At 43.0% G+C, this 26738-nt stretch carries 30 protein-coding genes; 25 read left to right on the top strand and 5 right to left on the bottom strand.

Annotated elements, in window-relative coordinates; all coding sequences use genetic code 11:
• Positions 1–203 precede the first annotated feature (203 nt).
• The 5 genes from JJ692_RS03155 (at position 204) to JJ692_RS03175 (ending at position 3612) form a co-directional block, all read left to right on the top strand.
• Positions 204–527: a WXG100 family type VII secretion target gene (locus JJ692_RS03155; protein ID WP_024427532.1), complete on the top strand. Its 324-nt coding sequence runs from the start codon at positions 204–206 to the stop codon at positions 525–527.
• A gap of 4 nt (positions 528–531) precedes the next feature.
• Positions 532–1728 carry a DUF6861 domain-containing protein gene (locus JJ692_RS03160; RefSeq protein ID WP_024427531.1) on the top strand — a complete coding sequence of 399 codons (1197 nt, stop codon included), beginning with the start codon at positions 532–534 and terminating at the stop codon, positions 1726–1728.
• Between the two features lie 12 nt (positions 1729–1740).
• On the top strand, positions 1741–2499 hold the full coding sequence (locus tag JJ692_RS03165) for a hypothetical protein (RefSeq protein WP_197173026.1): 759 nt from the start codon (positions 1741–1743) through the stop codon (positions 2497–2499).
• Between the two features lie 21 nt (positions 2500–2520).
• Positions 2521–3048 (top strand): YfjD family protein, encoded by a 528-nt coding sequence (locus JJ692_RS03170; RefSeq protein ID WP_206534215.1) that lies wholly within the window; start codon positions 2521–2523, stop codon positions 3046–3048.
• 99 nt (positions 3049–3147) lie between these two features.
• On the top strand, positions 3148–3612 hold the full coding sequence (locus tag JJ692_RS03175) for a helix-turn-helix domain-containing protein (RefSeq protein ID WP_024423909.1): 465 nt from the start codon (positions 3148–3150) through the stop codon (positions 3610–3612).
• Positions 3613–3665: 53 nt separating this feature from the next.
• Here the strand turns inward: JJ692_RS03175 and JJ692_RS03180 are convergent, their stop codons facing one another.
• On the bottom strand, positions 3666–4013 hold the full coding sequence (locus JJ692_RS03180; RefSeq protein WP_044334362.1) for a helix-turn-helix domain-containing protein: 348 nt from the start codon (positions 4011–4013) through the stop codon (positions 3666–3668).
• Between the two features lie 205 nt (positions 4014–4218).
• Here JJ692_RS03180 and JJ692_RS03185 point away from each other — a divergent pair, with 205 nt between their 5' ends.
• The 6 genes from JJ692_RS03185 to JJ692_RS03210 all read left to right on the top strand — a co-directional run bounded on the left by JJ692_RS03185 (position 4219) and on the right by JJ692_RS03210 (position 9942).
• A complete protein-coding gene (locus JJ692_RS03185; RefSeq protein WP_206534216.1) occupies positions 4219–5208 on the top strand; it encodes an asparaginase in 990 nt (329 codons plus the stop codon).
• A gap of 28 nt (positions 5209–5236) precedes the next feature.
• Positions 5237–6658, top strand: a complete 1422-nt coding sequence (gene aspA / locus JJ692_RS03190; RefSeq protein ID WP_024423908.1) for an aspartate ammonia-lyase — start codon at positions 5237–5239, stop codon at positions 6656–6658.
• A gap of 142 nt (positions 6659–6800) precedes the next feature.
• The gene (nhaC, locus tag JJ692_RS03195; RefSeq protein WP_206534217.1) at positions 6801–8207 is read left to right on the top strand and encodes a Na+/H+ antiporter NhaC; all 1407 of its coding nucleotides are present in this window, start codon (positions 6801–6803) and stop codon (positions 8205–8207) included.
• Positions 8208–8502: 295 nt separating this feature from the next.
• Positions 8503–8928 carry a YwqH-like family protein gene (locus tag JJ692_RS03200; protein ID WP_024423906.1) on the top strand — a complete coding sequence of 142 codons (426 nt, stop codon included), beginning with the start codon at positions 8503–8505 and terminating at the stop codon, positions 8926–8928.
• 37 nt (positions 8929–8965) lie between these two features.
• Positions 8966–9229: a YwqI/YxiC family protein gene (locus JJ692_RS03205; protein WP_024423905.1), complete on the top strand. Its 264-nt coding sequence runs from the start codon at positions 8966–8968 to the stop codon at positions 9227–9229.
• A gap of 287 nt (positions 9230–9516) precedes the next feature.
• A complete protein-coding gene (locus JJ692_RS03210) occupies positions 9517–9942 on the top strand; it encodes a YwqH-like family protein (protein ID WP_024423904.1) in 426 nt (141 codons plus the stop codon).
• Between the two features lie 47 nt (positions 9943–9989).
• On the opposite strand, the gene JJ692_RS03215 is transcribed toward JJ692_RS03210, so the two are convergent.
• The gene (locus tag JJ692_RS03215) at positions 9990–10193 is read right to left on the bottom strand and encodes a hypothetical protein (protein ID WP_024427523.1); all 204 of its coding nucleotides are present in this window, start codon (positions 10191–10193) and stop codon (positions 9990–9992) included.
• A 137-nt stretch (positions 10194–10330) separates the two neighbouring features.
• Here JJ692_RS03215 and JJ692_RS03220 point away from each other — a divergent pair, with 137 nt between their 5' ends.
• The 7 genes from JJ692_RS03220 to JJ692_RS03250 all read left to right on the top strand — a co-directional run bounded on the left by JJ692_RS03220 (position 10331) and on the right by JJ692_RS03250 (position 17434).
• Complete coding sequence (locus JJ692_RS03220; protein WP_024423902.1) at positions 10331–12289, top strand: BglG family transcription antiterminator; 1959 nt, start codon at positions 10331–10333, stop codon at positions 12287–12289.
• A gap of 89 nt (positions 12290–12378) precedes the next feature.
• On the top strand, positions 12379–13689 hold the full coding sequence (locus tag JJ692_RS03225; RefSeq protein WP_024423901.1) for a PTS sugar transporter subunit IIC: 1311 nt from the start codon (positions 12379–12381) through the stop codon (positions 13687–13689).
• Positions 13690–13720: 31 nt separating this feature from the next.
• On the top strand, positions 13721–15154 hold the full coding sequence (locus tag JJ692_RS03230; RefSeq protein WP_073207956.1) for a glycoside hydrolase family 1 protein: 1434 nt from the start codon (positions 13721–13723) through the stop codon (positions 15152–15154).
• Positions 15155–15166: 12 nt separating this feature from the next.
• Positions 15167–15490 (top strand): PTS sugar transporter subunit IIB, encoded by a 324-nt coding sequence (locus tag JJ692_RS03235; RefSeq protein WP_024423899.1) that lies wholly within the window; start codon positions 15167–15169, stop codon positions 15488–15490.
• Between the two features lie 19 nt (positions 15491–15509).
• The gene (locus JJ692_RS03240; protein WP_024423898.1) at positions 15510–15839 is read left to right on the top strand and encodes a PTS sugar transporter subunit IIA; all 330 of its coding nucleotides are present in this window, start codon (positions 15510–15512) and stop codon (positions 15837–15839) included.
• Positions 15840–15904: 65 nt separating this feature from the next.
• Positions 15905–16753, top strand: a complete 849-nt coding sequence (locus tag JJ692_RS03245) for a polysaccharide deacetylase family protein (protein WP_206534218.1) — start codon at positions 15905–15907, stop codon at positions 16751–16753.
• Between the two features lie 312 nt (positions 16754–17065).
• Complete coding sequence (locus JJ692_RS03250) at positions 17066–17434, top strand: VOC family protein (RefSeq protein ID WP_151039646.1); 369 nt, start codon at positions 17066–17068, stop codon at positions 17432–17434.
• Positions 17435–17478: 44 nt separating this feature from the next.
• Here the strand turns inward: JJ692_RS03250 and ribD are convergent, their stop codons facing one another.
• Genes ribD through JJ692_RS03265 form a run of 3 tightly spaced genes read right to left on the bottom strand, consistent with a single transcriptional unit; the run spans position 17479 to position 20189 of the window.
• Entirely contained in the window at positions 17479–18570 is a 1092-nt protein-coding gene (gene ribD, locus JJ692_RS03255; RefSeq protein ID WP_073207947.1) for a bifunctional diaminohydroxyphosphoribosylaminopyrimidine deaminase/5-amino-6-(5-phosphoribosylamino)uracil reductase RibD, read from the bottom strand.
• On the bottom strand, positions 18557–19318 hold the full coding sequence (locus tag JJ692_RS03260) for a GTP cyclohydrolase II (RefSeq protein ID WP_024427515.1): 762 nt from the start codon (positions 19316–19318) through the stop codon (positions 18557–18559). The genes ribD and JJ692_RS03260 overlap by 14 nt, the downstream gene beginning before the upstream one ends.
• Before the next feature lie 16 nt (positions 19319–19334).
• Positions 19335–20189, bottom strand: a complete 855-nt coding sequence (locus JJ692_RS03265) for a VOC family protein (protein ID WP_206534219.1) — start codon at positions 20187–20189, stop codon at positions 19335–19337.
• Positions 20190–20366: 177 nt separating this feature from the next.
• Between JJ692_RS03265 and JJ692_RS03270 the strand changes: the two genes are divergently transcribed.
• The 7 genes from JJ692_RS03270 to JJ692_RS03300 all read left to right on the top strand — a co-directional run bounded on the left by JJ692_RS03270 (position 20367) and on the right by JJ692_RS03300 (position 26729).
• Entirely contained in the window at positions 20367–20699 is a 333-nt protein-coding gene (locus JJ692_RS03270) for a winged helix-turn-helix transcriptional regulator (protein WP_024423893.1), read from the top strand.
• Positions 20700–21069: 370 nt separating this feature from the next.
• Positions 21070–21528 (top strand): NEAT domain-containing protein, encoded by a 459-nt coding sequence (locus JJ692_RS03275; protein ID WP_044334343.1) that lies wholly within the window; start codon positions 21070–21072, stop codon positions 21526–21528.
• Positions 21529–21548: 20 nt separating this feature from the next.
• On the top strand, positions 21549–22202 hold the full coding sequence (isdC, locus tag JJ692_RS03280) for a heme uptake protein IsdC (protein WP_206534220.1): 654 nt from the start codon (positions 21549–21551) through the stop codon (positions 22200–22202).
• A 19-nt stretch (positions 22203–22221) separates the two neighbouring features.
• The gene (locus JJ692_RS03285) at positions 22222–23988 is read left to right on the top strand and encodes an NEAT domain-containing protein (protein WP_206534221.1); all 1767 of its coding nucleotides are present in this window, start codon (positions 22222–22224) and stop codon (positions 23986–23988) included.
• Positions 23989–24064: 76 nt separating this feature from the next.
• Positions 24065–24952: a heme ABC transporter substrate-binding protein IsdE gene (gene isdE / locus JJ692_RS03290; RefSeq protein ID WP_024423888.1), complete on the top strand. Its 888-nt coding sequence runs from the start codon at positions 24065–24067 to the stop codon at positions 24950–24952.
• A 33-nt stretch (positions 24953–24985) separates the two neighbouring features.
• Entirely contained in the window at positions 24986–25972 is a 987-nt protein-coding gene (locus JJ692_RS03295; protein WP_024423887.1) for a FecCD family ABC transporter permease, read from the top strand.
• Entirely contained in the window at positions 25959–26729 is a 771-nt protein-coding gene (locus JJ692_RS03300) for an ABC transporter ATP-binding protein (RefSeq protein ID WP_151039659.1), read from the top strand. The genes JJ692_RS03295 and JJ692_RS03300 overlap by 14 nt, the downstream gene beginning before the upstream one ends.
• Positions 26730–26738: the final 9 nt, after the last annotated feature.

Raw genomic sequence — 26738 nt, forward strand, 5'->3', positions numbered from 1 at the left:
ATACGTCCATTTTATCACGTCTTGAATGCGCTTCATAACAAGAAAGGCTTTCTCTGGCAATTAGAGAGGAAAAAGGCCTACTTTCATTAGGTAATGTGCTGAATGGTTCTTTAGGGTGATTTTTTCGGGTGTCTTTTTATTTATAATGAGGACATATAAAATCATCCATTTGTACGTTAAATTGGGAGAAAGGGGTGCGAAAGTTGGATTCTAGTCAAACGCTGGCACTCGCTCAAAAGTTTCAGGAAGCGGCTGATGAGATTCGGCAGTCCAAGCAGCTGCTGGAAAATCGGCTGAAGGCAGTAGGATCAGGCTGGCAGGGAGAAGCAAGGGATAAATTTGATCAAAGCTTTGAAGAAACAACGGCACGCTACGATCAATTTGAAAAAGATTTGCTTGAAACAAGTCAGGAACTGCGGGATGCAGCAGTCAAAATTGAGGAGCGTAAAGCTGAAATTGCCAGAATGGAAGAGCTTGAGCGAAAGAGACGAGAAGAACGGAGAGAAAGAAACCGAGAAGGGAGATGATGTGATGGCACGTGACATTGTGGTTGATCCAGATCAGCTGACTGGGCTGGCGAATGATTTTGTAGGCGAGCTGTCAGCCATTGAAACGAAGCACCGCGATTTACATAGTGAACTGGACGGGCTGATTTTAGGCTGCGATCCTCGGTATAGAAGCTGTTTTTCTGGTGTCGGGGATGCATGGGGAGCAGGACAGGCATTAATCAGCAAATTGAGCAGTGATGATATTGCCATTCGACATGCAACGGATAAAATGGTCGAAGCAGATGATATATTGCGGAAATTGTACAGTATCTATGATCAATATGGTACACTCACGAGCTTAGCTGGTATCGTGATGATGCAGGCGAAATATTACGGGCTTGGGATGACGACTTTCATTAAAGAGAATGGCCGATATGCAGCGCAGCATTCAAAGCTGCTGCTTGATCTGACCAGCCGGGTAGAAGGAACGAGATTTGACCGGTTAGCAAGGATTTGGCTGAGTAAAAAAGAATTATTAAAAAGATCGAACTGGCCGATGGCTGACTTGGTCCATAAGAAATTCACAAAATTTTATCCTGACGATACAGTTGCGTTCACAAACAGTGTCCGTGATTTTACAAAAGGAAGTATTAATTGGAAGGACACGGCTGCGATTAAGTCTGTTCTGAAAAATGGTGCAAGATTTGCGAAAGGAAATGCCATCATTGCAACAGTTGTCACTGGTGCAACAGAAACGGTTGGCTGTGGATTGAAAATTGCCGAGAACTATGCAGAATTCGGTGATCAGCCAGAAGTTCTTAAGCGTGAAAATGCAAAGGCTGTTGGAAATGCAGTGAACAATACGGTCTTTATCGCTGGCGGTTCTGTCGCAGGTGCCGTTGTCGGCGGTGCTCTTGGAAGCTTTGCAGGTCCGATTGGAACCGTTGTTGGGGGAGCCATTGGTTCAGCAGTAGGTGGATTTATTGGAGAAAAAGTCGCCAAGCTGACATCCGGTTTTGCTGAACAGATGGCAGTGAAATTAAAGGACCCGATTCATGCAGTCGTGGATAAAGGGAAAAAAGCATTCGAACTGGCGGGTCAAGGTGTGAAAGCAGTGAATGATACCATTGATCAGGCAAATCAGGTGATACATAAAGGGATAGAAAAAACAAAAGAAACCGCAGATTCGCTCATAAAGGGTGCAGGCGATTTCTTTAAGGGTGCATTTTCTTTTGGATAAGGAGAGATCAAGTTGGATCAGCTAAGTCTAAGTATTGAGGAACTCATCTTTAGTTTTTACAGTGAAGGCTATTTTGAACAAGGGATGTCCTTAAAGGAGGCCTATTATCCTGAAGTAGAGGACGAGCGCTTGGGGTTTTTATTTGAAATTGCGTGCCGCTCTTTGCTTGCAAAAGGTGTACTGGAATTTCGAAACAGACAATACCGTTATAAAGCGGAATACCGTCATTTCATCCAGGCGATGAATGATGCCTCTCACACGATCAAGGCATCTAAATTTGGAGACACAGATGAAGAAGTCAGCACCTCTTTTCACACAACACAGGCGGGTGTATATGCGCATCATACGCTTTATGATCAACAAGTGCATCAGATTCGCAAACTAGGCAGCGATCAGCAGGCAGAGGAGCAAGTGACAGCCTTTTTCAACATACAGATGAATGATCACCCTGAACCTGTCATCAGCCTGCAGGCAGAGGAATTTGAAATGCTGTTAGAACAGGCAAGCGAAGCGAAAAATAAGTGGCCATCTTTCCTGAATAAAGCGGAGAATCAAGAGCTCGTGAAGGCATTTGTTTCTGATGTACAGACGAGAAAAGGAAAGATGGACTCTCTCATGAAGGTCGTCTATGACAAAAATAATACGCCTGATGTGGAGTCGATGATATTTGTAATTCCAGGTGAGAACCAATCGTGGCTTGTATCAGGAATAAAAGAAAATCAATTTCGCATTGAGACGGCTCATCAAGACGGGTTACGTTCTATATTCTAATGGAGAAAAGGAGAATGACGCTTGAATCCAAGTGAAGTAATAGAAGTAAGGAGCAGACCTTTTTTAAGAGTATGGGCATTCTTAGCAACGGGCGGCTTCGGTATCATCGGTATTTGGTTATTTTCGGAAGCTCTTACATTTGAATCGAACTATACATTGTTTTTATTTTTAGGCGGACTATTAGGTATTGTCTATGGCTGGATCTCCTTTTTGATGATTTTGCCTGCTTTTACGAAGAGGGGAAATGTGATTTTTCGCATTCAGCGCGGAGAGAATGGCGCTGTGCTGCACCGGGAGCGAACGATCTCTTTTCAAGATATTCAATCAATTGACATGCGCAGGCATCGTTACAGTATAAGAGGATTTCTTTTCATGGATGTGCTCATTCGGAAAGTAGATGGGAAATTGATCAAAATTCCGGCGTACAGCATTTTAGATGAAGAAGTATTTGAGCAGAGCGTCAAACAGGAGATCTATCCATATTTACATCAGACAGCCCAAGAAAATTGGAGACAGCAGCATGGCCAAGGAGAAGAAAAGACCGACTAAGCTGTTTTTGTCAGAATTCTATAGGATGAGGCGCCACTTTTTCGAAGAAATCGTGTATGATGTCAGTAAAGACTGAACACTCGAAAGAGGTGATGAGAGATGGATAAAGAGATGGTAATCGACCTCGTCACAGAACAAATGGCACGGATTCGAAAAGAAAAGGATTATACGCAGGATCGTATGGCGGAGGTACTTGGTCTATCGAAACGGCATCTACAGCAGGTTGAAAAAAACAGGCTGCGTCTCAACTGGACGCAATCCGCGGCCGTATGTGCATTATTCAGAGATAGTGACATTTTGAAAGGGACCCTAGGGGATGACCCGCTCGAGATTTTGGAAGTTGTGGCACATGATGAATTACATCTATCAGTAGAGCGTACGATTGGCGGCAAGGTTTGGTGGAGGACGTCTGTCAAAAAAGGCACGTTTCGCCTTCAGCAAAATGTACTTAGTCAGCATTACCGCATCTTAGATGAGGAGAATTATCGCTATTATAGTTCGTTTAATAAAGAAGAAGCGAAGCGGCGGCTAGAGGAATTAAGCCAGCTGTCTTCTCCATATTGAGATTGAAAAGGAAAGAGAGGCACCTGTATATAAGGTGCCTCTCTTTTCTGTGTTTATACTTTTAGAGTGTTTTTCGCCCGAATAAAGGCAACAAGCTGTTTGATTTCTTCATCATTTAGGGGAACGCCGTCTACATAAATGGTTCCTTCTTTTGCTTCCGTCAGTTCAATTTTGATATCAGAGATTTTGCGTTGTATCTCTGGCTCGTCCGTTCTACCAAGTAAAAAATCAATGGACGTATCATACAAATCAGCCATCAGCTTCACTGCTTCAAGCGAAGGTCGTCGGTACCCAGATTCGTAACCGGCATAGGTGCTTTTGGCGATACCTAGGCGATCTGCCGTATGCTGGAGAGACCATTTTTTCTTTTTTCTAAGGGTGGTTAAACGATCGAGTATCATACATGAACGCTCCTTTATTTACAACAACAGTATATCATATTTTGACATAGAATGTACGCGTTATGCGTAACAATTTCTTGATTAATTCGCGTTATGTGACTATAATGGCAATGAAGGTACGCGTAAAGCGTATATTATAGAATAGCACAAGCTAGCTTATAATATGTGTGACAAACGAAGTAATTTTACGAAAGAGGTGGACCTGTTGAAGAAATTATTGCTTTTAACGACTGGTGGGACGATTGCATCTGTAGAGAGTGAAAATGGTTTAGCTCCAGGTGTTAAAGCTGAGGATCTTTTGAGCTATTTAAACGAAATTAATGCAGAATATACAATGGACACAAAGTCCCTAATGAGTATAGATAGTACAAATATGCAGCCTGAATACTGGGTTGATATCGCAACAGCCATTTATGAGAATTATGATCAGTATGACGGATTTGTCGTTACTCACGGAACCGATACAATGGCCTATACATCAGCAGCGCTGTCTTATATGCTGCAAAATCCTGATAAGCCGATCGTGATTACAGGTTCACAAATTCCGATTACTTTTAAGAAAACAGATGCGAAGAAAAACATCACAGATGCAATTCGCTTTGCATGTGACGGTGTTGGCGGCGTGTATGTCGTGTTTGATGGCAGGGTCATCCAAGGAACACGTGCGATCAAACTAAGAACGAAAAGCTACGATGCATTTGAAAGCATTAACTACCCATATATTGCATCGATTGAAAACCATCAAATTGAATACAATAGCAAAGTAAAAAGATCGTCAATGAAACCGCTTAAATTAGACGCATCCTTAAACACCGACGTTTGTCTTTTGAAATTGCATCCAGGTCTAAAGCCTGAATTCTTAGATGCAATCAAAGGTGTATACAAAGGAGTCGTCATCGAAAGCTACGGCAGCGGCGGAATTCCTTTCGAAGGAAGAAACCTTTTAGAAAAGATCAACGAATTGCTGGAAGAAGGCATTTCTGTTGTCATCACCACTCAGTGTCTTGAAGAAGGAGAAGACATGAGTGTGTATGAGGTAGGACGCAAGATCAATCAAGATTTGGTGGCACGTTCAAGAAATATGAATACAGAAGCTATCGTGCCGAAACTGATGTGGGCACTAGGCAAAACAACAGATCCAAGAGAAGTCAAAAAAATTATGGAAACGCCAATCGCAGAAGATTTAGTGATTTAACTATTCTATAGAAAGCAGGTCATAAGAGATGGTTCAAGCAACTTATCGCTATGAGAAGGATTTTCTTGGTGAAAAAGAAATTCCAGCAGACGTGTATTATGGGGTTCAAACCCTCCGTGCAAAAGAGAATTTCCCGATTACAGGATATCGGATGCACGAGGAACTAATCAGAGCCTTTGCCATCGTGAAAAAAGCAGCAGCTCAAGCCAATATGGAAGTTGGACGTTTATATGAGGGAATTGGAAATGCCATCGTTCAAGCGTCTGATGAAGTCATTGAAGGCAAGCTGCACGAGTACTTTATTGTCGATCCAATTCAAGGCGGCGCAGGAACGTCCATGAATATGAATGCCAATGAAGTGATTGGAAACAGAGCACTAGAAATCATGGGACATCAAAAGGGAGAATACATTCATTTAAGCCCAAACACACATGTGAACATGTCGCAATCAACGAATGATTCATTCCCAACGGCAATCCACATTGCTGTGCTCAAGCAGTTAGACATTCTGCTTGAAACGATGCAAGTCATGCAGGACGTCTTTCAAAAGAAAGCGAAAGAATTCGATCATGTGATCAAAATGGGACGTACGCACCTTCAGGATGCTGTTCCAATCCGTTTGGGACAGGAATTTGAAGCTTACAGCCGTGTGCTGAGCCGTGATATTAAGCGAATCAACCAATCAAAACAGCATTTATATGAAGTCAATATGGGTGCAACAGCTGTTGGGACAGGCTTAAACGCAGATCCTCGTTATATTGAGATCGTGGTGAAGAAGCTCGCTGATATATCTGGTCTTCCTCTTGTAGGCGCAGAGCATCTCGTGGATGCAACGCAAAATACAGATGCTTACACAGAAGTATCCGCCGCTTTAAAAGTATGTATGATGAACATGTCTAAGATTGCCAATGACCTTCGCTTAATGGCATCTGGTCCGCGCGCAGGTCTTGCTGAAATCGCATTGCCAGCCCGCCAGCCTGGATCATCCATCATGCCTGGGAAAGTCAATCCAGTCATGGCAGAGCTCATTAACCAAATCGCATTCCAAGTCATTGGGAACGACCACACGATCTGTCTTGCTTCTGAAGCAGGCCAGCTTGAGTTAAATGTGATGGAGCCTGTTCTGGTCTTTAACTTGCTTCAATCTATTAGTATAATGAATAACGGATTCCGCTCATTCACAGATCATTGCTTAGCGGACATTGAAGCAAATGAAATACGTTTGAAAGAATATGTAGAAAAAAGTGCAGGCGTGATCACTGCCGTGAACCCTCACTTAGGCTATGAAGCAGCCGCTAGAATTGCAAGAGAAGCCATTTTAACAGGACAATCGATCAGAGATCTTTGCTTGCAGTACGATGTTTTAACGGAAGAAGAACTTGATATTATCTTAAATCCATTTGAGATGACAAAGCCTGGCATTGCGGGTGCAGAGCTCCTAGAGCGATAATAATATCAAAAATTTTATTTTATTAATATGTGGAATTGCCTGTGAAAAAGAGAAAAACAGGCAATTCACTTCTTTCGAATTGACACACTTTTTTCACAATATTTTGAAAACGCTTAACGCACGCACAAAGGGAGGAAACACAATGAAATCACCACGTCTACCATCTATTTTAGAAGTCGTAGCTGTACTTGGCTTGTTTTTAGCGATTGTTTTATCATTTACTCTTTACTTCAAATTAGATATTCAGTTAGCATTGTTTATCTCATGGTTTATGGTTATTGCTTTAGGTATTCGATTGGGGCATTCATATAAGGATCTCCAAAATGCGATTACAAAAGGGATATCGAATGGGTTAGAAGCCATTTTAATCTTAATTGCAGTAGGTGCACTTGTTGGAACATGGATTGCAGGTGGAGTTGTTCCTACGCTCATCTACTATGGTTTAGAATTTATTCATCCTAATATATTCTTATTAGCTACACTTGTCATCTGTGCAATTATGTCCGTTGCAACAGGAACTTCTTGGGGTACGGTTGGAACGGCTGGGATTGCGATGATCGCAATTGGTGAAGGCCTAGGTATTCCACTTCCGATCGTTGCTGGGGCCGTCCTATCTGGTGCTTATTTCGGAGATAAATTATCCCCATTATCAGATAGTACAGTGCTCGCTTCTTCTCTTTCAAAAGTGGACGTGCTGGCGCATGTTCGAGCAATGATGGTTTTATCCATACCAGCCTTTGTGATTACAGCGATTATGTTTACGGTTACAGGCTTTATGTATGGCGGACGCAACATTGATCAAGGTAAAGTAGAATTTTTGAAAGATGCCCTTCATGATACATTCACAATCAACATTTGGATGATCATCCCAGCAGTAGTGGTTGTATTACTGCTCGTATTAAAGAAACCTTCAATGCCTGTTATAGCCATTGGTGCTCTTTTAGGATCTATTTGGGCGATGGCTTTCCAAGGAATGAATCCAGCTGATGCGATTGGTTCAGCATACAATGGCTTCTCTATTAATTCAGATGTAGATTTCTTAAATACGCTGTTAAATCGCGGCGGTATTGTGAATATGCTTGGATCTCTAGTAGTCATTATTCTCGGACTTGGTTTTGGTGGAGTACTTGAATATCTCGGCGTCTTAAAAGTGATTGTCGCTACTTTCGAGAAGAAATTATATAATGCAGGGAATGTCACCCTATCTACACTGGTTGTTGCGTTCTTCGCAAACATTTTTGGCTGTGCGATGTATGTTTCATTAATCCTTACACCGAAAATTATGGAAAAAAGCTATGATAAATTAAAAATAGACAGACGCGTTCTATCTAGAAACGCTGAGGTCGGGGGAACAATGACGTCTGGTATGGTCCCTTGGTCAGATAACGGTATTTACATGGCAGGAATTCTTGGCGTATCGACATTCTCTTATTTACCATTTATGTGGTTGAGTTTTGTTGCCATTGGTCTTGCAATCATTTACGGATATACAGGTAAATTCATTTGGTACGTGAAAGATCAACAAGAAAGAGAAGAATCGGCCTCATAAGCCGTTTGCAAAAGCCGCTCCTGAATGGGGCGGCTTTGTTTGTCCTAGGACCGTGAGACTATATGTGACATATAGCAAACGAACAGGAGTTTAGACCTCCTATAAATGAGGTCGAAAGGGGTAGTGTGAAGCAGAATGAAAGCATATTTATCCCATAAAAAGGGCACAAATCCCTATTCAAACATGAGTCTTTGAACCTTATAATAACAATATTGGAAAAAGTGCTATTCACCTTGCGCTCGTTTAGAGAGACTCTAAGCAGCGTTTTTATTTTTTGACAGGAGGAGGAACCCATATGAGCTTATCGGATATGCTGTCTGCCCTTAACGGTGGCATTTCAAATAAAAAAGCAGAAATTGAAGAGAAAATCGCTCGACTCAAAAAGGCGAAAAGCAAGGTTGAACGTGAACAAGATGCGGCAGAAACAGATTTAAAGCAAATCAAGCAGCCAAAGCTTGGGACCTCTTGGAAAGGTGAGCGAAGCCAGGATTTCAAAACAGACCGAAATGAAGCACATGATGCGCTGCAAACGATCGTGAACGACCAATACCCACGCTACGTGAGCCGTATCGAATTCAAAATCAGTACATTAGAAGCAGAACAAGCTGCGTTATCCTTTGCCAGTTCCTTAGCTGGAGACGCCGCACGTCTTGCTGAAAAAGGAGAAGACGCAGTAGAGGACGCAAAACGCTTGATCTCAAAAGCATGGAGCAGCTTGTAAACGAGTTTCATGCTGAACAAATCTGGAGGATATCACAATGGGACAAATTAAGTTAAACTACCAAACAGTTATGGATAAACTAGATGAAGTCTCCCAAGCCGTCGAAGCTTTAGCGATGAAAAAAGCAGCAGATAAAGCGGGTGAAAACAGCCTTGAATTTGTAACCAAGTGGACGGCACGTGAAGCAGAAGTGAGCGAAATGGTCTCAAGCTTTAAAGAAGCCTTAATTAAAAATGTTCAGGATACACGCTCTAACGTGAAAACATTAAAAGAACAAGACGAAGCGATTGCTGCAAAATAATCAGCACAATCGCTTTTATTTATGGGTACCATTGACATAATGCGATTGTGGTATTAAAGTCTCATATAAAATTCAGGGTGTAAGACCTTGTATTATTCCGTTTTTCTTCCAAACGGGTCGCTAAAAGGACACCTTTTCCCTATTTAAGCCTGAGGCTTTTCGCCTTATACTATACTTAATGAAAGCAGAACGATAGAAATGTCAGGATTGGAAAAATCAAGTGAGTCGATGGTTTCCAAAGGCGCTCACGCCGTGCTTTCGTATGAGGTCAGATAGAGGTGGATGACATGAGTTTATCCGAGATGCTGCACCATCTGCATATGGGAATTGAGAACAAACGTGCAGAATTTGACGAAATGATCTCTCGGTTAAAGACAGCCAAAAGTAATATTCGAACAGAACAAGATCTTGCCCAGTCAGATATCAAAGAAATTAAGAAGCCTGCACTAGATTCGTCATGGAAAGGCGAGAGAGGAACCGACTTTCATCGCCACCGGAAAGATGCTTACAGCGTGATGCACGACGTCGTCAACAATGAATATGAAAAATATATAACAGAGATTGATCAAAAAATCTTACACTTTGAATTGAAAAAAATGGAGCTGGCTGTTGCCAGTAACTTTGCAGGAAGAGCTCAGGACGTGATGGAAAAGGGCGAGGATTTTGCAAAGGATGTTAAACATTTGATTGAACGGGGCTGGAAAGCTCTTTAAAACCATAAACGAAACAGCCGTCTCTTAAAAGGCGGCTGTTTTTTTGTTTAGTCACATCCACCACCGCCGCTGTCACCTGAATCACTCCCACAGGAGGCTTCAGAAGCGTGATGGGTATACGAATCAGTATAAGTGCTCGTCGTTGAGCTATGATGTGCAGAACGCTTAGCAGATGCACGTTTATCATTTGATGCGAACAAGCTGGCAATGATGGCTCCTAAAAAAGCTAATATGATAATGACAACAAACATAAAAGCATCCCTCCTCTAGTTTCATATTCATACGAATGAGCCATATCAAGGTTCCCGATTTGAAAGAAATACTGGGCAAAGAGTTCTATTTTCGTTTATGATGATAGGCAAAAGTAAATGCCAAGGGAGGAGAGCCCATGCTATCTCTACGTCAGGAGGAGCTTCTGAAACGATTGATGCAAGCGGAGCAGGAACTGACAAGTGAAGAAATTGCACGTGTGATCGGAGTCACATCACGAACCATCCGCACAGATATGAAAGCGCTTAAAGTGATCTTAGAAGAACATGGTGCCGCACTGCATATTAAACGCGGGGCAGGGTATACATTGAGCGTTGAAGATTATGGAGCATTTCGTACATTTTTGAAAACCTCACTGAGAGAAAGGAATGAGAAGAAGGAACCGTCCATTCCCAATCAGCCTGAGGACCGTGTGGCTTATCTATTAAAAAGGCTGCTTCTGTCAGAAGACTATATCAAATTAGAGGGATTGGCAGAGGAATTATTTGTGAGTGAATCTACAGTGAAAAATGATTTGAAAGCTGTCAGGCACTTGTTTTCATTGCATGGACTTTCTATATCGCACCGGCCTAAATATGGCCTTCGTCTGACAGGCGATGAAATGAAATTAAGATATTGTATGGCAGAGCATGTGTTTCAGCAGGAGCATGCGAATGCTGCATTGTTACCTGAAGAAACGTATCAATTGATTCAGGACATCGTGCGTTCACGTACAAAAGCTACCGGACTTCATCTATCAGAAATCGGTTTAAGTAATTTAGTGACCCACATTGCCATCGCATGCAAACGAATTGAAGAAAAAAAGCTGGTCAAGATGCCAGAAGCGGAATTGAAAGAAATTCAAGGGCAGCCAGTTTTTCAGGTAGCTCAACAAATGGCAGAAGATATTCGCCGCGTATTAGCGATTGATTTTCCGTTATCTGAAATGGCGTACATTGCGATTCACTTAATGGGAGCAAAGATGATGGCATATGGAGAGGCTGGCCATACGCTATTTCATCTGCTGGACGAAGACCATTTTCGTTTCACTCACCAATTGCTTGCTTATGTAGAGGAGCACATGTCACTTGATATTCAGTTTGATAAGGAGCTGATCGTTGGATTAAGTCTTCATTTGCGTTCTGCCATTCATCGCTTTAGATACAATATGAACATCCGAAATCCTTATTTATCAGACATTAAAAGGCATTATCCCATTGCGTTTGAGGCGGGTGTTTATATGGGCAGATGGCTGAAGGAAAAAGAGGGTGTTGAGATTCCTGAGGATGAAATCGGATATTTGGCACTTCATATTGGGGCTGCAATCGAGCGGACAAAATCACAGCATGTAAAGAAGACATGTCTTATTGTGTGTGCGACGGGTGTCGCCAGCAGTCAGCTTCTTCTTCATAAACTCACGGCAGCTTTTAACGGAAGGCTGGAGATCGCTGGAACTGCAAGTGCCGGGGAACTTCCTTCGTATGATTTAAGAAGCATTGATTTTATTATTAGTACCATTCCGCTTCAAAACACGTTGCCGGTACCAGTCATTGATGTACATACGATTCTAAGTGACGATGATATTGTGCGGCTGAAACGATTTGTGCAGAATTCACAGGATACAGGAGTTTTGCGGTATGTGAGTCCGGCGCTGACATTTTTTCAGCAAGATCTCCAATCAAGGGAAGAGGTTCTTCAATTTTTTGTGAACGTGCTAAAGGAGCAGCATCGAATCCCAGAAGAGTTCGAACAATTATTGTTAGAAAGAGAGCAAGTATCACCCACATCTTTCGGTCATTTGATTGCGATTCCTCATCCAATTAAACCGGCAACAGATGACACGTTTTGTGCGATCTGTACGTTGAAAAAGCCGGTGCTGTGGGGAGAAGATCGAGTACAAGTCGTATGCTTGTTAAGCATCCAGAAGACGTATCAAAAAGAATTACAGTCGCTTTATCAATTTCTTGTGCGGCTGACAGAACGGAAGGAAGTGGTGGAACAGCTCATCAAAGCCGCTTCATTTGAAGAACTGACAGCTGCGCTTCAAGTATTGGAGTATCCAAATGAAAAAACGCGGCACCCATTTCCGCATCTGTGAGGAAAAAGATTAGATGTTAATGAAAGCGCTTTTAAAATAACATCAAAAAGGAGGATGATCACGAGTTTTTGCAAAGGGGGAGACGGATCATGAGCTTCAAGGAGAAAGCGGCAGATGTTATGGGGCATGTGGCTTATCGCATCACCAACCAGAAATATATTATGGCGATTAAACAAGCATTTGTAACACTGATGCCGATCATCATTACAGGAGCTTTTGCTGTACTGGTGGCGAATATGATCATGAGCCCGGAGACAGGGCTTGCTCATTTTGAGATATTCAGGTTTTTAGCAGAGCTTCAGCCTATTATGAAGGCAATCAATTATGCCACGCTGAACTTTTTAACCATTGGGGCTGTGTTCCTCATTGGGATTGAGCTTGGGAAAATCAACGGTCACAAGTCTCTGTTCCCAGGATTGATGGCATTGATTTCATTTATATCTGTTATTCCAACGACACTTCTTCTTGAAGTCGATGGATCGATGCGTGAGGTTGTTGACGTGTTGGCAAGACAATTTTCTGATCCAAAAAGCTTATTTTTAGGGATGATCATTGCGATCGTATCTGTGGAGATTTTTTGTAAGCTGACCGAGGTGAAATGGCTGCAAATCAAGATGCCGGATTCGGTTCCGTCGAATGTGGCAACATCTTTTTCGTCACTTTTCCCATCGATCATTACAATTACAATCATTAGTTCATTCGGCTTTGCATTTCATCGTGTGACAGGCATTTATTTGCATGAAGCAGTGTATAACGTGGTGCAGCGTCCGTTAGAAAGTGTTGTACAGGGGCTGCCTGGGATTTTAACGTTGATGTTTGTGGCGCAATTCTTCTGGGTGATCGGCATCCATGGCAATCAGATGATTAAGCCGATCCGGGAGCCGCTCTTATTAGGATCGATTGCAGTGAATATGACAGCCTTTCAAGAGGGGAAAGAAATCCCGAATATCATCACGATGCCGTTTTGGGATGTGTATATGAGCATCGGTGGTTCAGGTGTGACCATTGGCCTTTTAGTTGCGATTTTTATTGCTGGGAGAAGGGAAGAGATGCGAAGCATTGCCAAGCTCTCATCAGGACCCGGACTGTTCAACATCAATGAACCCGTTATTTTTGGATTACCTGTCATGCTAAACCCTGTGATGGCGATCCCATTTATCGTCACGCCGCTTGTGACAGGTACGATTGGGTATATTGCAACGGCTACAGGATTCGCTGGAAAAGCGGTCGTGATGGTGCCATGGACGACACCGCCGCTTGTAAATGCATGGCTGTCCACCGCTGGCAGTATGGGCGCTGTCATCACACAGCTTATCTGTATTGTGGTGGCTGTTTTCATCTATTTACCGTTTGTTCTCTTGTCTAACCGCAAGCCAGAAGCAGCACCAGATTCAGAATAAACATTCAGACGAAGAAAAGGGAGGCGGCGACATGAACAGAATTGAGATTCCAAGTGATTTTATCCTAGGTGCTGCGGCTTCTGCTTGGCAGACCGAGGGATGGAAGGGAAAGCGGGCGCATCAGGACTCGTACATCGACTTATGGTATAAGGAAGGATATCATGTGTGGCACGAAGGCTATGGTCCTGCTGGTGCGACAAACTTTTACGAGCGCTACCCTGAAGATGTAGCCTTAATGAAAGAGATTGGGCTGACACATTACAGGACATCGATCAACTGGTCGAGGTTTCTCATAGATTACGAGAATGGGATAGTGGATGAGGCATATGCTCGTTACATTGATGATCTGATCAATGAATTAATCGCAGCAGGTGTAGAACCAATGTTTTGCTTAGAGCACTATGAGCTTCCTGCCGTTTTGTTTGAGAAGTACGGCGGATGGTCATCAAAGCATGTTGTCGAGCTGTTTGTTCTTTATGCAGAAAAGGTGTTTGAGCGCTACGGAGACCGGGTCAAGCATTGGTTTAGTTTTAATGAACCGATTGTTGTCCAGACACGTGTTTATCTAGATGCCATCCGATATCCGTTTGAGCAAAATACGAAGAAATGGATGCAGTGGAACTATCATAAAGCTCTGGCAACAGCAAAAGTGGTGAAGCTGTTTCAGGAGATGGGGTTGAAGGAATCGGCAGGAGCCAAAATCGGCGTGATTCTCAATCCAGAAGTGACGTATGCAAGATCGTCTGCCCCGCATGACCAAGAAGCGGCACGTATGTATGACTTGTTTTTTAATCGAGTGTTCTTAGATCCTTCCATCAAAGGGGAGTATCCAGAGGAACTGATCGATGTGTTGAAAAAGCATGATATTCTTTTCGATTCCACAGAGGAAGAGCTTCAGATCATCAAGAATCATACGGTGGATGTCGTTGGGCTTAACTTGTACTATCCGCATCGTGTCAAGGCACCGAGTAAGGCTTGGAACGAAGGAACACCTTTTCATCCATCCTATTATTACGATATGTTTGAGCTTCCAGGGAGAAAAATGAATCCTTTCAGAGGCTGGGAAATCTACCCGAAGATTGTCTATGATATGGGGATGAGAATAAAAGAAGAATACGGAAATATTGAGTGGTTTGTGGCCGAAAATGGCATGGGTGTCGAAAAGGAAGAACGGTTTAAAACAGAAGACGGTATCATTGATGATCAGTATCGCATTTCATTTATCAGCCAGCATTTGAAGCGGGCACTTCAAGCGAAAGCAGAAGGATCAAATTGCACAGGCTATATGCTTTGGGCATTTACAGACAATGTCTCACCGATGAATGCCTTTAAAAACCGCTACGGATTAGTCGAAATCCAGCTGGAGAATGAACGAAATCGTCAGCTGAAAGCATCTGCGTATTGGTATCAGACATTAATCAAAACTAGGGAACTGACAGTTGAAACAGAAGTCATTTATCAATAGGAGTGATGAGAAATGAAACGAATCATTCTCGCTTGTGCAGCAGGAATGTCAACGTCCATTGTGGTGTCCAAAATGAAGGCTGCCGCAGAAGCTAAAGGACTGGATTACTATATTTATGCTATACCTGAAGGAGCCATTGCGGATGAACTAGAAGAGCATGGAGAGGATGTACAGGCGATTTTACTTGGACCGCAAGTTAGTTTTATGAAAAAAGCAGCAGAAAAAACAGCGGCACCTTATCAAATCCCTGTCGATGTCGTCAATGTGAGATTATACGGAACAGCAAACGGAGAAAAAATTCTAGAGCATGCACTGAAACTAGCAAATGAATCTTAAGTAATTGGAGGAGAAGCAGATGACGGTATTAGAGGAAATGCAGGGAGCAGCCTTTCAAATCATTGCCCATGCAGGCGAGGCAAGAAGTCATTATGTAGAAGCGATTCGTCTAGCAAGAGCTGATGATTTTGAAAAAGCGCAGCAGTTGATCGAAAAAGGGGAGGAAGCGTTTCGAAGCATCCACAACCTGCACTTGTCGCTGATTCAAAAAGAAGCGGCAGGTGAACAGCTTCCGTTTTCTTTACTGCTGATACACGCAGAAGATCAAATGCTCACAACAGAGACCATCCATCTGCTTGCCATCGAAATGATCGAAATGTGTAAAAAAATGAATACTCTGTCAAAATAGTTGTCAATGAATAACCAATTTCTGTTATAATCATTCGGTAGATAAAGAGAAAGCAGGATTGGTGAATGAAGAAAACATGTATGCTGATGACGATTGGTCTTATGCTGCTGCTCATTTCGGGCTGTATGGGAATGAAGGAGCAGGCGGAAGGAAGCCAGCAAGTCGTCAAAGAGGAAAAGGGTCCATTACAAACAAAAGAGATTCAGCAGAAAAAAGAAACGGCAGTGATAGAGGCAAAAACCTGGATGGAGCAAAAGGAGCCGGTCGAGCTTCCGATTTTGATGTATCATAGTATCTCAAGCGGCAACTCGTTACGTGTGCCAAAGAGCGAATTTGCATCTCATATGAAATGGCTGAAGGACAACGACTATGTCACACTGTCGCCAGAAGAGGCGTACCGCGTTTTCACAACAAATTCGATGCCAAGTAAGAAGAGTGTCCTCATTACATTTGATGATGGATATACGGATAACTATACAAAGGCATTTCCAATTTTAAAGCAGTATGGAATGAAAGCAACGATTTTCATGATTGAGCAATCCATTGGCCGTCCAAATCACTTAACGGATGAGCAAATGGATGAGATGATGGCACATGGGATATCGATTGAGAGTCATACGATTCATCATTTAGAGCTCAATCGATTATCAAAGCAGCAGCAGGAAGATGAGTTAAAAGGATCAAAGACATTCTTCGATCAGCGGTTTTCTCAGCGTACGAGAATGGTCAGTTATCCTGTCGGGCGCTATAATGAAGAGACGTTGAAGCTGGCGAAGGAAGCTGGATATCAAATGGCTGTCACCACTGAACCAGGACATGCGAAGAAGGAACAAGGCATGATGTCCTTGCACCGCGTCCGCATTTCACCGGGACTTTCACCAGAAAGCTTTGGCAGGCTGGTCGAAGGGAAGTAACGATCAATGTTTCACATGAAACATTTTACGACAAGTTTCACCAAAATGAATCACCGCCCATACACCTTGACATGATATGTCTTGGTTTCAACTGTTATTATAAGAGACACTTAGATAGACAGAACTTTCATGACCAGGGGAGTTCTGTTTTTTAAAATTGTCATTCAAACCCTACATCGTAAGAAACACCTCAATGAAAGACTCAAAGTATCAAGCCCGCCAATGAAGTAACAAACAAATTTGCTCAGCAACGCAAAACTTAAGAAATCCTACATAGAAAAACCAATTGAGAAAAGAAAGGGAGAGGGGAATATGTCAAACTTTTTTGGAATCGACCATGTTCAACTAGCTGCTCCAAAAGGCAGTGAAGAGAAAGCTCGTTTGTTTTTTGGCGAAATTTTAGGGATGAAAGAAATACCTAAGCCTAGTAATCTAGCTAAACGCGGAGGTGTCTGGTTCCAATGCGGTCATCATCAGCTTCACATTGGCATTCAGGAACATTTTCAAGCTGCAAAGAAAGCTCATCCCGCTTTTCTTGTAAAGAGTCTATCGGAATTAAAAGAGGCATTATTGAAGCATCATATTCGTATAAGTGAAGATGAGCCATTGGAGGGAGCCAATCGGTTTTATGTAGAAGATCCTTTTGGGAATCGAATTGAGTTTTTAGAGAGAAGAGACTAGAAGACAAAAAGAAGGCTGTCGAGGAAATCTCGACAGCCTATTTGTTATTGATAAACGGGATAGCCCGTCATTTTGATATCTTTTCCGAGTGGTTCTACGGCGAGTTGATCCAGTTCAATGGCATCACTCATGAGGCGAATGCCCTCGCCTCCAAAAAAGGAAGGGGAAAGTCGTCCGCCAATGAGCTTAGGCGCCATATAGATGATCAATTTGTCTACAAGCTGCTGTTCTAAGAACGAGGCGTTAATCTGGCCGCCGCCTTCAATCATGAGAGAGGAGATATTTTTTTCTCCCAGCACTTGAAGCACTTCTTGCAGGGGCACCCGCGTGTCGCTGTCTGTCATGAAGACACGTACGCCAGCTTCTTCTAAAGCCGCTCGTTTTTTCTCATCGGCTTGCTTTGTTGTAAAGATCCATGTAGGTGCCATCTGATCGGTGACGATCTTTGCTGTCAGTGGTGTTGACAGCTTAGAGTCTAAGACAATTCGAATCGGATTGTTCCCATTTGGAATCCGCGCAGTTAATGAAGGATCATCGTGAATGACGGTTTGAGCACCGACCAAAATCGCATCATTGATACTGCGGATATGGTGAGCGTCATAACGGGATGTCTCAGATGTAATCCACTTGCTGTCAGACGTGGCAGAGGCGATTTTTCCATCTAAGGTAATGCCTGCTTTGAGCGTCACGAAAGGTGTTTTTTTCGTAATAAAGTGGTTAAACACTTCATTCATCAGAATGGATTCCTGTTCAAGTACGCCCGTGATGACTTGGATACCCGCGTCTTGTAAAATGGCAATCCCGCGGCCAGCGACAAGCGGGTTTGGATCAAGTGCCGCCACGACAACGGTTTCGACGCCGGCTTTTACAAGTGCTTCCGCACAAGGGCCTGTACGTCCATGGTGGGAGCAGGGCTCAAGGGTCACATAAATCGTGGCTCCTTTTGCCTTGTCCCCGGCCATGTTAAGTGCATGAATTTCAGCATGCGGTTCACCGGCTTTCATATGAGCGCCGACTCCAACAATTTCATTCTCTCGCACAATCACAGCCCCGACGAGCGGGTTCGGAGATGTCTGACCTTTCATTGCCCGTGCATTATCAAGGGCTAGCTTCATATATCGCTCATGATGTGGCAATCGTACGCACCTCTTGCTCCGCCTTCATGTGACCTGAGCGGTTGATTTTTGTCTGCAAGTATTTTTCGTTAAATTCAGAGACATCTCCCCAAAGCGGAATGCGTCCAGAAAGAGATAAACCTGCATGGCTGATCGCATCTGTCTTTTTCGGGTTATTGGTAATAAGTCTGACCGGCTTTGTACGAAGTGTTTGAAGAACGGCAATGGCTTCTTCGTATTGACGTGTGTCATCTTCAAAACCAAGTGCTTCGTTCGCTTCTACTGTATCGTAGCCGTTTTCTTGAAGAATATAAGCCATGGCTTTACTGAAAAGACCAATGCCGCGGCCTTCATGATTGGCTAAGTAAAACAGGGCTCCTGCTCCATTGTCCTCAATCATTCGCATAGACTGCTTCAATTGGAATCCGCAGTCGCAGCGCTTGCTTCCGAAAATATCGCCTGTGTGGCAAATGGAATGCATGCGGATAAGAGCTTCGTCAGCGTGCTCGAAATCCCCATATACAAGAACGCTTGACTGCTGATGATCAGCAAGCTGGCGGGACGAGAGGCTTTCAATTAAAGCTTCATCCGACAATGGCTCTTTTCCATCATCTTTTAACCATGAATACCAGTTAAACATGACGGTTCTGCCGTCTAAATTCACTGGCAGTTTAATGGGTCCAGTGATATATATATACCCGTCTTCTTGCTGTACTCGTTTGATTTTATCTTTTAATATGGCTGTTTTAAGCTCTGTGTGTTTGTCCATATTCTGCACCTTCTTTTTAGTCTGTTTCTTCAATCTGTAAACGAACGAGAACGCCAAATGGATCAACAAATTCGCTGCTTTTTCCTGTCGTGTTGACTTGAGTGCCTGCTTTTGTCAAGCGTTCGATGACGGATTGTCTGTCTGCTTCTTCTGGGAAAACCAGTGTATAGCTTCTAATTCCTGAGAAACGTGGATCAATGGCTCCTTTTCGTCCGCGTCCCCATGCATTAAAGGCAAGGTGGTGGTGGTACACACCAGCGGCGATAAATAGGCTTGCTGGTGGAGCCATTCGGATATGAAAACCGAGCGTATGGACATAAAAGGAATCTGCTTCTTCTGGGTTGAGATGGAAATGCAAGTGTCCCATCACTGTGCCCGCAGGGAGTCCTTCCCATGTGGTATCAGCGGCTTCCTGCAGGAGTCCATCTCCATCAAGCGGTGCATTTCCGCCACCTTTCAGTTCTCCATGCTCACCTACCCAAATGTCCTGAGGACGGTCCGCATAAATTTCTACGCCAATGCCGTCAGGATCACTTAAATAAATGGCTTCACTGAAAAAGTGATCGCTTGCTCCAATTAAAGGATAGCCTTTTTTGATCACATGTGCCAGCCATGTGCCCAGGTTTTTTCTGGTAGGTAATAAAACAGCAAAATGATAAAGTCCTGGCTCATGATCAGGCTTTTCTTTGAGCTGTGCATCTTCTTTTAACAAAAGAATCGGTTCCTTTGCATTGCTGCCAAGTGTCACCGTGGAATCGGTCTTTTCTAATATAGTAAATCCTAAAATGTCTGTATAAAAAGGTAAAGAACGATCAAAGCTGGACACATGTAATTCTGTCACACCCAACCTTAGCTGCTCAATTGTCTTCAAGCTCGGTCATCTCCTTCATGGTATATGCATCGGCATGTTCAAATGTTTTTGAAAATCTATAAAAAATGAATACCTTGTTACTTTTAGTAACTAAACTATATAATAGTTAGTGACTTATTTCAAGTAATTAATTATGTTATAATGAAAAAAAGATAAAAAAGCAGGAGGGAGTAAGATATGGCTCAAGTAGATGGCTGCCCAATTACAGATGCCATGGAGATTCTAGGCAAGAAGTGGGTCATTCTCATCATCAATCAGCTTCTGACAGGGCCTAAGCGTTTTTGTCAGCTTGAAAATGAAATGAACATCAGCGGAAGATTACTATCAGAAAGGCTGAAGGATCTAGAAGCTGAGGGGCTTGTTGAGAAAAAAGTATACCCCGACATTCCAGTGCGGATTGAATACGAATTAACGGTGCAAGGGAAGAAAATTGAACCGATTATTCGTGAAATGTATGCTTGGTCTTTAGAGCGTAAAAACAGCAAAATAGAGGAACATGTTCCTTCTTAATCCATTTCGATCAGTGTGTCTGATCGAAATTTTTGTGTGTGATTTTCCAGAAAACTAAGACAATAGTATGAAAAATGATATTGACAATTATTTCACCCATTATATAATATCAAGGAGAAGAGGGTTCTTTTCCCTGTAATGGAATGGAGGTTATGCCATGGTATTATGAATGGGACAGATTGCCTAAAACTCTTATCAATCCATCATTTAGAAGCAGACATCTTTGACTTTAGGAAGCAAAGATTTATTTTTTCAACTCAATTGATAATGATTATCATAATCATCTATAAGTGTGTTCCAGCACTTATGAAGGTTATTTTTTTTTATTGTCTATTGAGAATAATTATCAATATCATTTAGGAGTGATCACATGAAAGTCATTCGTTCAACATCACCCGTATTATTATTCCTTAGTTTTGTTCTATTATTTGCTCTAGCTCCTGTTAGCTCAGCCTCAGCAGCTGGCTTAGCAGATGGTCAATATTCAGCGCAATATGTGGTATGGAAGGCTGATAGCGATTCGACTTCAACAGCGAATACGTATTTCGAAAAACCAGCCAAGCTTGTCGTAAAGGATGGAAAAATCAAAGCGCAAGTCACGTTAACGAATAGCTCTTGGATTACAAGCTTTAAGACGCTCGATCAAGGTGTCTACAAAGATGCGAAGGTGATTAGTACAAATACAGCTGCGAATAAGAGGACAGTAGAATTCAATGTGAACAGCCTGACTGAGGTCGTACCAGCAAAAGTGAGTGTGACTGTACCGGCTATCGGATATACAGGCAATTACGACATTCGTCTCAAGTTTGATGCGGCATCTGTTCAATAAAAAGGGAGGAAATTCGCTTGATGAAAAAAAGAATGAGGCTGTCAGTCTTCATGGCGGTTTTTTTACTGGCACTTATGCTGCCTTTTTCAAACGCACAGGCTGCCGCATTAAAGGATGGTACATACTCCGTCAATTATACAGTGCTGAAAGCTGAAGGAAATGCGGTCTCAATGGCAAATGATTACTGGCTGAAGCCAGCAAAAGTGATAGTGAAAAATGGGAACCTGACAGTGCAAATGACGATTAAAAATAGCAGCTGGGTAACGGAATTTAAAGTACCAGGAAATGGCGGCTATGTCGATACAACCGTTCTCTCAACAAATAAAAAAGCCAATACAAGGCTCGTTCAGTTCCAGGCTCAAAGCTTGTCTAAACCAATCACGTCAAAAATTCATGTCACTGTGAAATCTGCTGATTATGATCATGATTACACCATTCAGCTGAAATTTGATGAAAGCAGCATCAAGTCACTTTCGTCTAACAGTGCAAAGCAATCAGCGGGTGCAGCAGAAAGTCAGCAGCCATCAAAAGAATCAACGAACAAAGCTGATTCATCCACAACGAAACAAGAAGAAAATCCTCAAACTGGTGATACAAGCCAAATAGGGTGGCTCCTTGTGCTTGTCTTATGTTCAGGCGGGTTTTTAGCAAGAAAGTGGATCATCAAGCATTAACGGAAGGAAGTGTCACCATTTGAAACGTCTTTTTCATCTAAAGGCAGCCATTCTGCTCGTTTTATTCAGTTTGTTGACTGCGTTTCAGATTCCTCAAGGAACAGCTCAAGCGGCATCATTTGTTGATGGTGAATACACAGTCGGATTCACCATTTTAAAAAACGGCAGCACAGAAGCGTCCATGATGGATACCTATACAGAAAAGCCAGCTAAGCTGATTGTGGAAAATGGCAAGAAAACAGCCTATGTCACACTGAAGCAAAGCAAAGAAATAACAGATTTCAAGGTCGAACAAAATGGTGCTCTCGTTACCACTGAAACGGTCAGTGAGGACGAAGCAGCCAATACACGCGTGATCAAATTTACTGTCGACGACTTATCAGCGAAATTAAACGGCTGGGTGAAAATTTACTGGGATTTAGGCGGCTTTATTTATGACGAAGCATATGACGTACAGCTTGCATTTGATCAAAGCAGCCTAACACTCGTTACGCCTGCAAAACCAGACGATAATGAAACAAAGCCAGATGACCAAAACAGTACAAAGCCAGATGGTAACGAAACAAAACCAGATGACCAAAACGGTACAAAACCAGACGATCAATCGACAACACCAGGCAATAACAATGGCACAAAACCAGATGATTCTGCGCAAAATCAATTAAAAGATGGCGTATATCGTATTAATTACAGTGTGCTAAAAGGGGATACGGATGAGGCATCTCGAATGAGTGATTACTTCTCACACCCTGCATCCTTAACTGTCAAAAATGGAAAGCAAACCATTTCCTTTACGGTGAAGGACCATAAGTCTGTCGCTTCTTTAAAAACAGAGAAAAACGGTTCTTATCAAGAAGCCAAAACAGTCAGCAAGGATGAAGCAAAGAATACAAGAGTGGTTTCATTTGATGTAGATGATTTGAAAAACGAGGTCAAAGGAAAAGTACACATTGTAGTAGCAGCCGCTAACTATGACCAAACCTACGATATTCGTTTTCAATTTGATTCAAAGAGTATCGCTCCAGTGAAGGACGGGCAGGTGGTAGAGGAAGAAAAACCAGCTGCACCAGAAACACCAAAACCAAACACACCAACAACAGAAACAAATAACGGCGGAGCAAATCAAGAGACGGCTCAGCTAAAAGATGGTGTATACAAGCTTCCTTTCTCAATGAAGAAAGCAGATAAGGATGAGCTTTCTCGCATGAACGATTACGTTGTGAGTCCTGCGACACTGGTTGTAAAAAATGGCCGCCATTTCGTTTCATATACAGTGAAGAACAGCTCAGCCATCACGTCATTCCAAGTAGGAACAGGCGGAAAGTTTGAAGAGACTCTTGTTGCGAAAACAGATGAAAAAGCAGATACACGCGTTATTCAATATGAAGCAAAAAGTTTAAGTGGAGCTCAGGCTGCACGCGTAAAAATTGATATTCCAGCTGCGAACTACCATGAGCAGTATGATGTCAAACTTGTCTATGACACAAAAGGAATCGCTCCTGGTGAGGGAAGCGGAATTTCAACAGTCATTGGAGACGATGAGAGTATCGGCTTTGTCAAAAATCCAAATGATCACGATTCTCAAACAAATCAACTTAAGAATGCAGCACCTGAGGAAACGGGTGCGGAGCAGATGACATTTACGCCATCAGATGATCAAACCAAATCTGAGTCTGGACAGCTGAATCCGAAAACGGGAGATACCTCTCTTCTTTGGGTGTATATTCTTTTATTCGGCGCTTCGTTATTCGTACTCGTTAGAAAATATCAAACACGGACAAGATAGTTCGTTTTATTTTAAGTGAGATGCGCCATTTATGTCGGCGCATCCACTCTCTTTTTTCGAAAGGAGGCTTCTGTTTTTGAAGCATCGAATGTTATGTACCTTGATCGCTGCTCTCAGTGTGTGCGTGATCTTATCGGGCTGCTCACAGTCAGCAGAAAGCTCAGCAAAAGGCAAAAAAAGCGCTGAATCAAGTGAGCGCATTGTAGCAACGACTGTAGCTGCTGCGGAGATCATGGATGCTTTAGAGGTGGATCTTGTCGGGGTGCCAACAAGTCAAAAATCCTTGCCAGCTCGTTACAAAGGACTGCCGGAAGTCGGCAATCCAATGAGCCCGGACATGGAAATCATCCAATCACTTCAACCGACAGATGTCCTGTCTGTCACAACCCTTCAATATGATTTAGAGACACCCTTTCAGCAAGCAGGTGTCCCTGCTACATACTTAAATCTTGAGAGCATGTCCAACATGGAGAAGGCCATCACGAAGCTTGGAGATCAGTATGACAGAAAGAAGCAGGCTGAACGCATTGTGTCTGAGTTTGAGCGAAAAAAGAAAGACATTCAAGAGAGGACGAAAGGAAAACGCAAGCCGTCCGTTCTGATTTTGCTTGGTGTGCCAGGCAGTTATTTGGTGGCGACAGAGAATTCATATATTGGTGATCTTGTGCGTATCGCAGGAGGAAAGAACATTGTGGAAGGCGAGAAAATGGAGTATTTGGCATCCAATACGGAATATTTACAAAAAGCCAATCCAGATATCATTCTCCGGGCCGTACATGGGATGCCAGACGAAGTCGTCAAAATGTTTGATGAAGAATTCAAAACAAATGACATCTGGAAACATTTCAATGCGGTCAAACAAGACCGGGTGTATGACCTCGAAGAAAGCTTATTCGGGACAACAGGCAATTTAAAGGCAGCAGAAGCATTAGATGAATTGACTCGTATGTTGTATCCGTCATAAGCGGCGAATCTTAATGATAAAAGGACGTTCAAGATGAAAAAAACAGGGATTTTATTTCTGATAGTCAGTCTCTTACTGGTCTGCGTGTTTATTTATTCAGCCATTACTGGGAGCATTCATGTCACCCCAATTGAATTATTAGAAGGGCTCATCACCGGTCAACATGCACAGGTAGAAATCATTAAAGATTTGAGAATTCCCCGCATGCTTATCGCGATGTTTACAGGGGCCGCCTTATCTGTCTCCGGTGTACTGCTGCAGTCGGTCATGAGGAATCCGTTAGCTGATGCCGGCGTCATTGGCATTTCATCAGGAGCCAGCTTCTTTTCATTAATGGCGATTACAGCGCTTCCTCAATTTTATTTCTACTCTCCTTTATTTTCGGTATTAGGCGGAGCTATTGCATGTTTCCTCGTGTATGTTCTGTCTTGGAAGGGTGGTTTAAGCCCAATCCGCATGATCTTGGTTGGGATCGCCATCAATGCCATGTTTACTGGAATGGCTGAAGCATTTGTGACCATTTGCAGCTATTTCAATATCACGATTAATCAGTCGGGACAGTCGAATCTCACGATGAAAACGTGGGGAGATGTCCGTTTAATCGGTGTCTATGGTGTCGCCGGCCTTATCGTTGCACTCTTCTTCAGCAGGTGGTGCAACCTCCTGGCTCTTCAGGACAAGACAGCGAAAAATTTAGGATTGCGTGTGACCAGAATGCGCCTTTTGATTTCCATCACAGCCGTTTTACTTGCGGCGGTGACAGCTGCAGTAGCGGGCGTGATCGCCTTTGTCGGCTTGCTCATTCCGCACATTTCAAGAAGGCTTGTCGGCTCGGATCACCGGGTACTGATTCCATTTTCTGCGTTAAGCGGGGCTTTGCTTATTTTGACGGCTGATACGCTTGGCAGGACGCTTGTGGCGCCAAATGAGATTCCTGCTTCTACGATCATGGCCGTGATTGGCGGGCCGTTTCTAATCTTTTTATTAAGAAGGGGGGACCGTCTCCATGGACATTCGTGAGGTGTCATTCTCATATGACCAGCAGAAGGACATCGTTCAATCAGTCACAACAAAGATTGAAAAGGGGAAAATCACAACCATTATCGGTCCAAATGGCTCGGGAAAATCCACACTGCTTTCCTTAATGGCGAATAATCATTATCCAAATAAAGGGCAAATTCACTTAGACGGGCAAACGCTGAATACGTTCAAGCCAAAGGAGCTGGCAAAAAAGCTCGCTGTCGTCCATCAGCAAAATGAAGCGCCGCTTGATTTAACGATCGAACGGGTCGTGGCATTCGGCAGAACGCCGTACCAGACGATGCGCGGAGGAGACAAGGAAGAGGATGAGAGAGCGATAGAGTGGGCGCTGTCCAGTACAAAGCTAACAGACAAACGAAAGGTGCCGCTCGCCTCACTGTCAGGTGGAGAGCGGCAGCGTGTATGGATTGCGATGGCACTTGCGCAAAAAACACCGATCCTTTTCTTAGATGAACCGACAACTTATTTGGATATTTACTATCAATTTGACATTCTTGAGCTGATCCGTGAACTGAATGCCGTGCATGGATTAACGATTGTCATGGTGCTGCACGACATGAATCAGGCTGTCCGCTACAGCGATATTATCATAGCGATGAAGGATGGACAGGTTATCAGTGAAGGACAGCCAAACGATGTGTTAACAGAGGAAAACGTGCGTCACATTTATGATGTGTCCGTCACGATTAGACAGGATGCAGAAACAGGGATGTACATCGTGCCTGTTGGTATATAAGCTGGGCAA

The organism is Bacillus sp. 3a, from assembly GCF_017161885.1.
GTDB lineage: Bacteria > Bacillota > Bacilli > Bacillales > Bacillaceae > Bacillus > Bacillus safensis.

What these genes read in the sequence shown, in the direction of transcription:
- JJ692_RS03180 (WP_044334362.1), bottom strand. Translation starts at nt 4,013, where the DNA reads ATGATACTCGATCGTTTAACCACCCTTAGAAAAAAGAAAAAATGGTCT.
- JJ692_RS03240 (WP_024423898.1), top strand. Translation starts at nt 15,510, where the DNA reads ATGACGGTATTAGAGGAAATGCAGGGAGCAGCCTTTCAAATCATTGCC.
- JJ692_RS03295 (WP_024423887.1), top strand. Translation starts at nt 24,986, where the DNA reads ATGAAAAAAACAGGGATTTTATTTCTGATAGTCAGTCTCTTACTGGTC.
- JJ692_RS03245 (WP_206534218.1), top strand. Translation starts at nt 15,905, where the DNA reads ATGAAGAAAACATGTATGCTGATGACGATTGGTCTTATGCTGCTGCTC.
- JJ692_RS03160 (WP_024427531.1), top strand. Translation starts at nt 532, where the DNA reads ATGGCACGTGACATTGTGGTTGATCCAGATCAGCTGACTGGGCTGGCG.
- aspA (WP_024423908.1), top strand. Translation starts at nt 5,237, where the DNA reads ATGGTTCAAGCAACTTATCGCTATGAGAAGGATTTTCTTGGTGAAAAA.
- JJ692_RS03175 (WP_024423909.1), top strand. Translation starts at nt 3,148, where the DNA reads ATGGATAAAGAGATGGTAATCGACCTCGTCACAGAACAAATGGCACGG.
- JJ692_RS03300 (WP_151039659.1), top strand. Translation starts at nt 25,959, where the DNA reads ATGGACATTCGTGAGGTGTCATTCTCATATGACCAGCAGAAGGACATC.
- JJ692_RS03225 (WP_024423901.1), top strand. Translation starts at nt 12,379, where the DNA reads ATGAGCTTCAAGGAGAAAGCGGCAGATGTTATGGGGCATGTGGCTTAT.
- JJ692_RS03275 (WP_044334343.1), top strand. Translation starts at nt 21,070, where the DNA reads ATGAAAGTCATTCGTTCAACATCACCCGTATTATTATTCCTTAGTTTT.
- JJ692_RS03210 (WP_024423904.1), top strand. Translation starts at nt 9,517, where the DNA reads ATGAGTTTATCCGAGATGCTGCACCATCTGCATATGGGAATTGAGAAC.
- JJ692_RS03250 (WP_151039646.1), top strand. Translation starts at nt 17,066, where the DNA reads ATGTCAAACTTTTTTGGAATCGACCATGTTCAACTAGCTGCTCCAAAA.
- JJ692_RS03205 (WP_024423905.1), top strand. Translation starts at nt 8,966, where the DNA reads ATGGGACAAATTAAGTTAAACTACCAAACAGTTATGGATAAACTAGAT.
- JJ692_RS03220 (WP_024423902.1), top strand. Translation starts at nt 10,331, where the DNA reads ATGCTATCTCTACGTCAGGAGGAGCTTCTGAAACGATTGATGCAAGCG.
- JJ692_RS03235 (WP_024423899.1), top strand. Translation starts at nt 15,167, where the DNA reads ATGAAACGAATCATTCTCGCTTGTGCAGCAGGAATGTCAACGTCCATT.
- isdC (WP_206534220.1), top strand. Translation starts at nt 21,549, where the DNA reads ATGAAAAAAAGAATGAGGCTGTCAGTCTTCATGGCGGTTTTTTTACTG.
- JJ692_RS03270 (WP_024423893.1), top strand. Translation starts at nt 20,367, where the DNA reads ATGGCTCAAGTAGATGGCTGCCCAATTACAGATGCCATGGAGATTCTA.
- JJ692_RS03200 (WP_024423906.1), top strand. Translation starts at nt 8,503, where the DNA reads ATGAGCTTATCGGATATGCTGTCTGCCCTTAACGGTGGCATTTCAAAT.
- JJ692_RS03215 (WP_024427523.1), bottom strand. Translation starts at nt 10,193, where the DNA reads ATGTTTGTTGTCATTATCATATTAGCTTTTTTAGGAGCCATCATTGCC.
- JJ692_RS03260 (WP_024427515.1), bottom strand. Translation starts at nt 19,318, where the DNA reads ATGGACAAACACACAGAGCTTAAAACAGCCATATTAAAAGATAAAATC.
- JJ692_RS03230 (WP_073207956.1), top strand. Translation starts at nt 13,721, where the DNA reads ATGAACAGAATTGAGATTCCAAGTGATTTTATCCTAGGTGCTGCGGCT.
- nhaC (WP_206534217.1), top strand. Translation starts at nt 6,801, where the DNA reads ATGAAATCACCACGTCTACCATCTATTTTAGAAGTCGTAGCTGTACTT.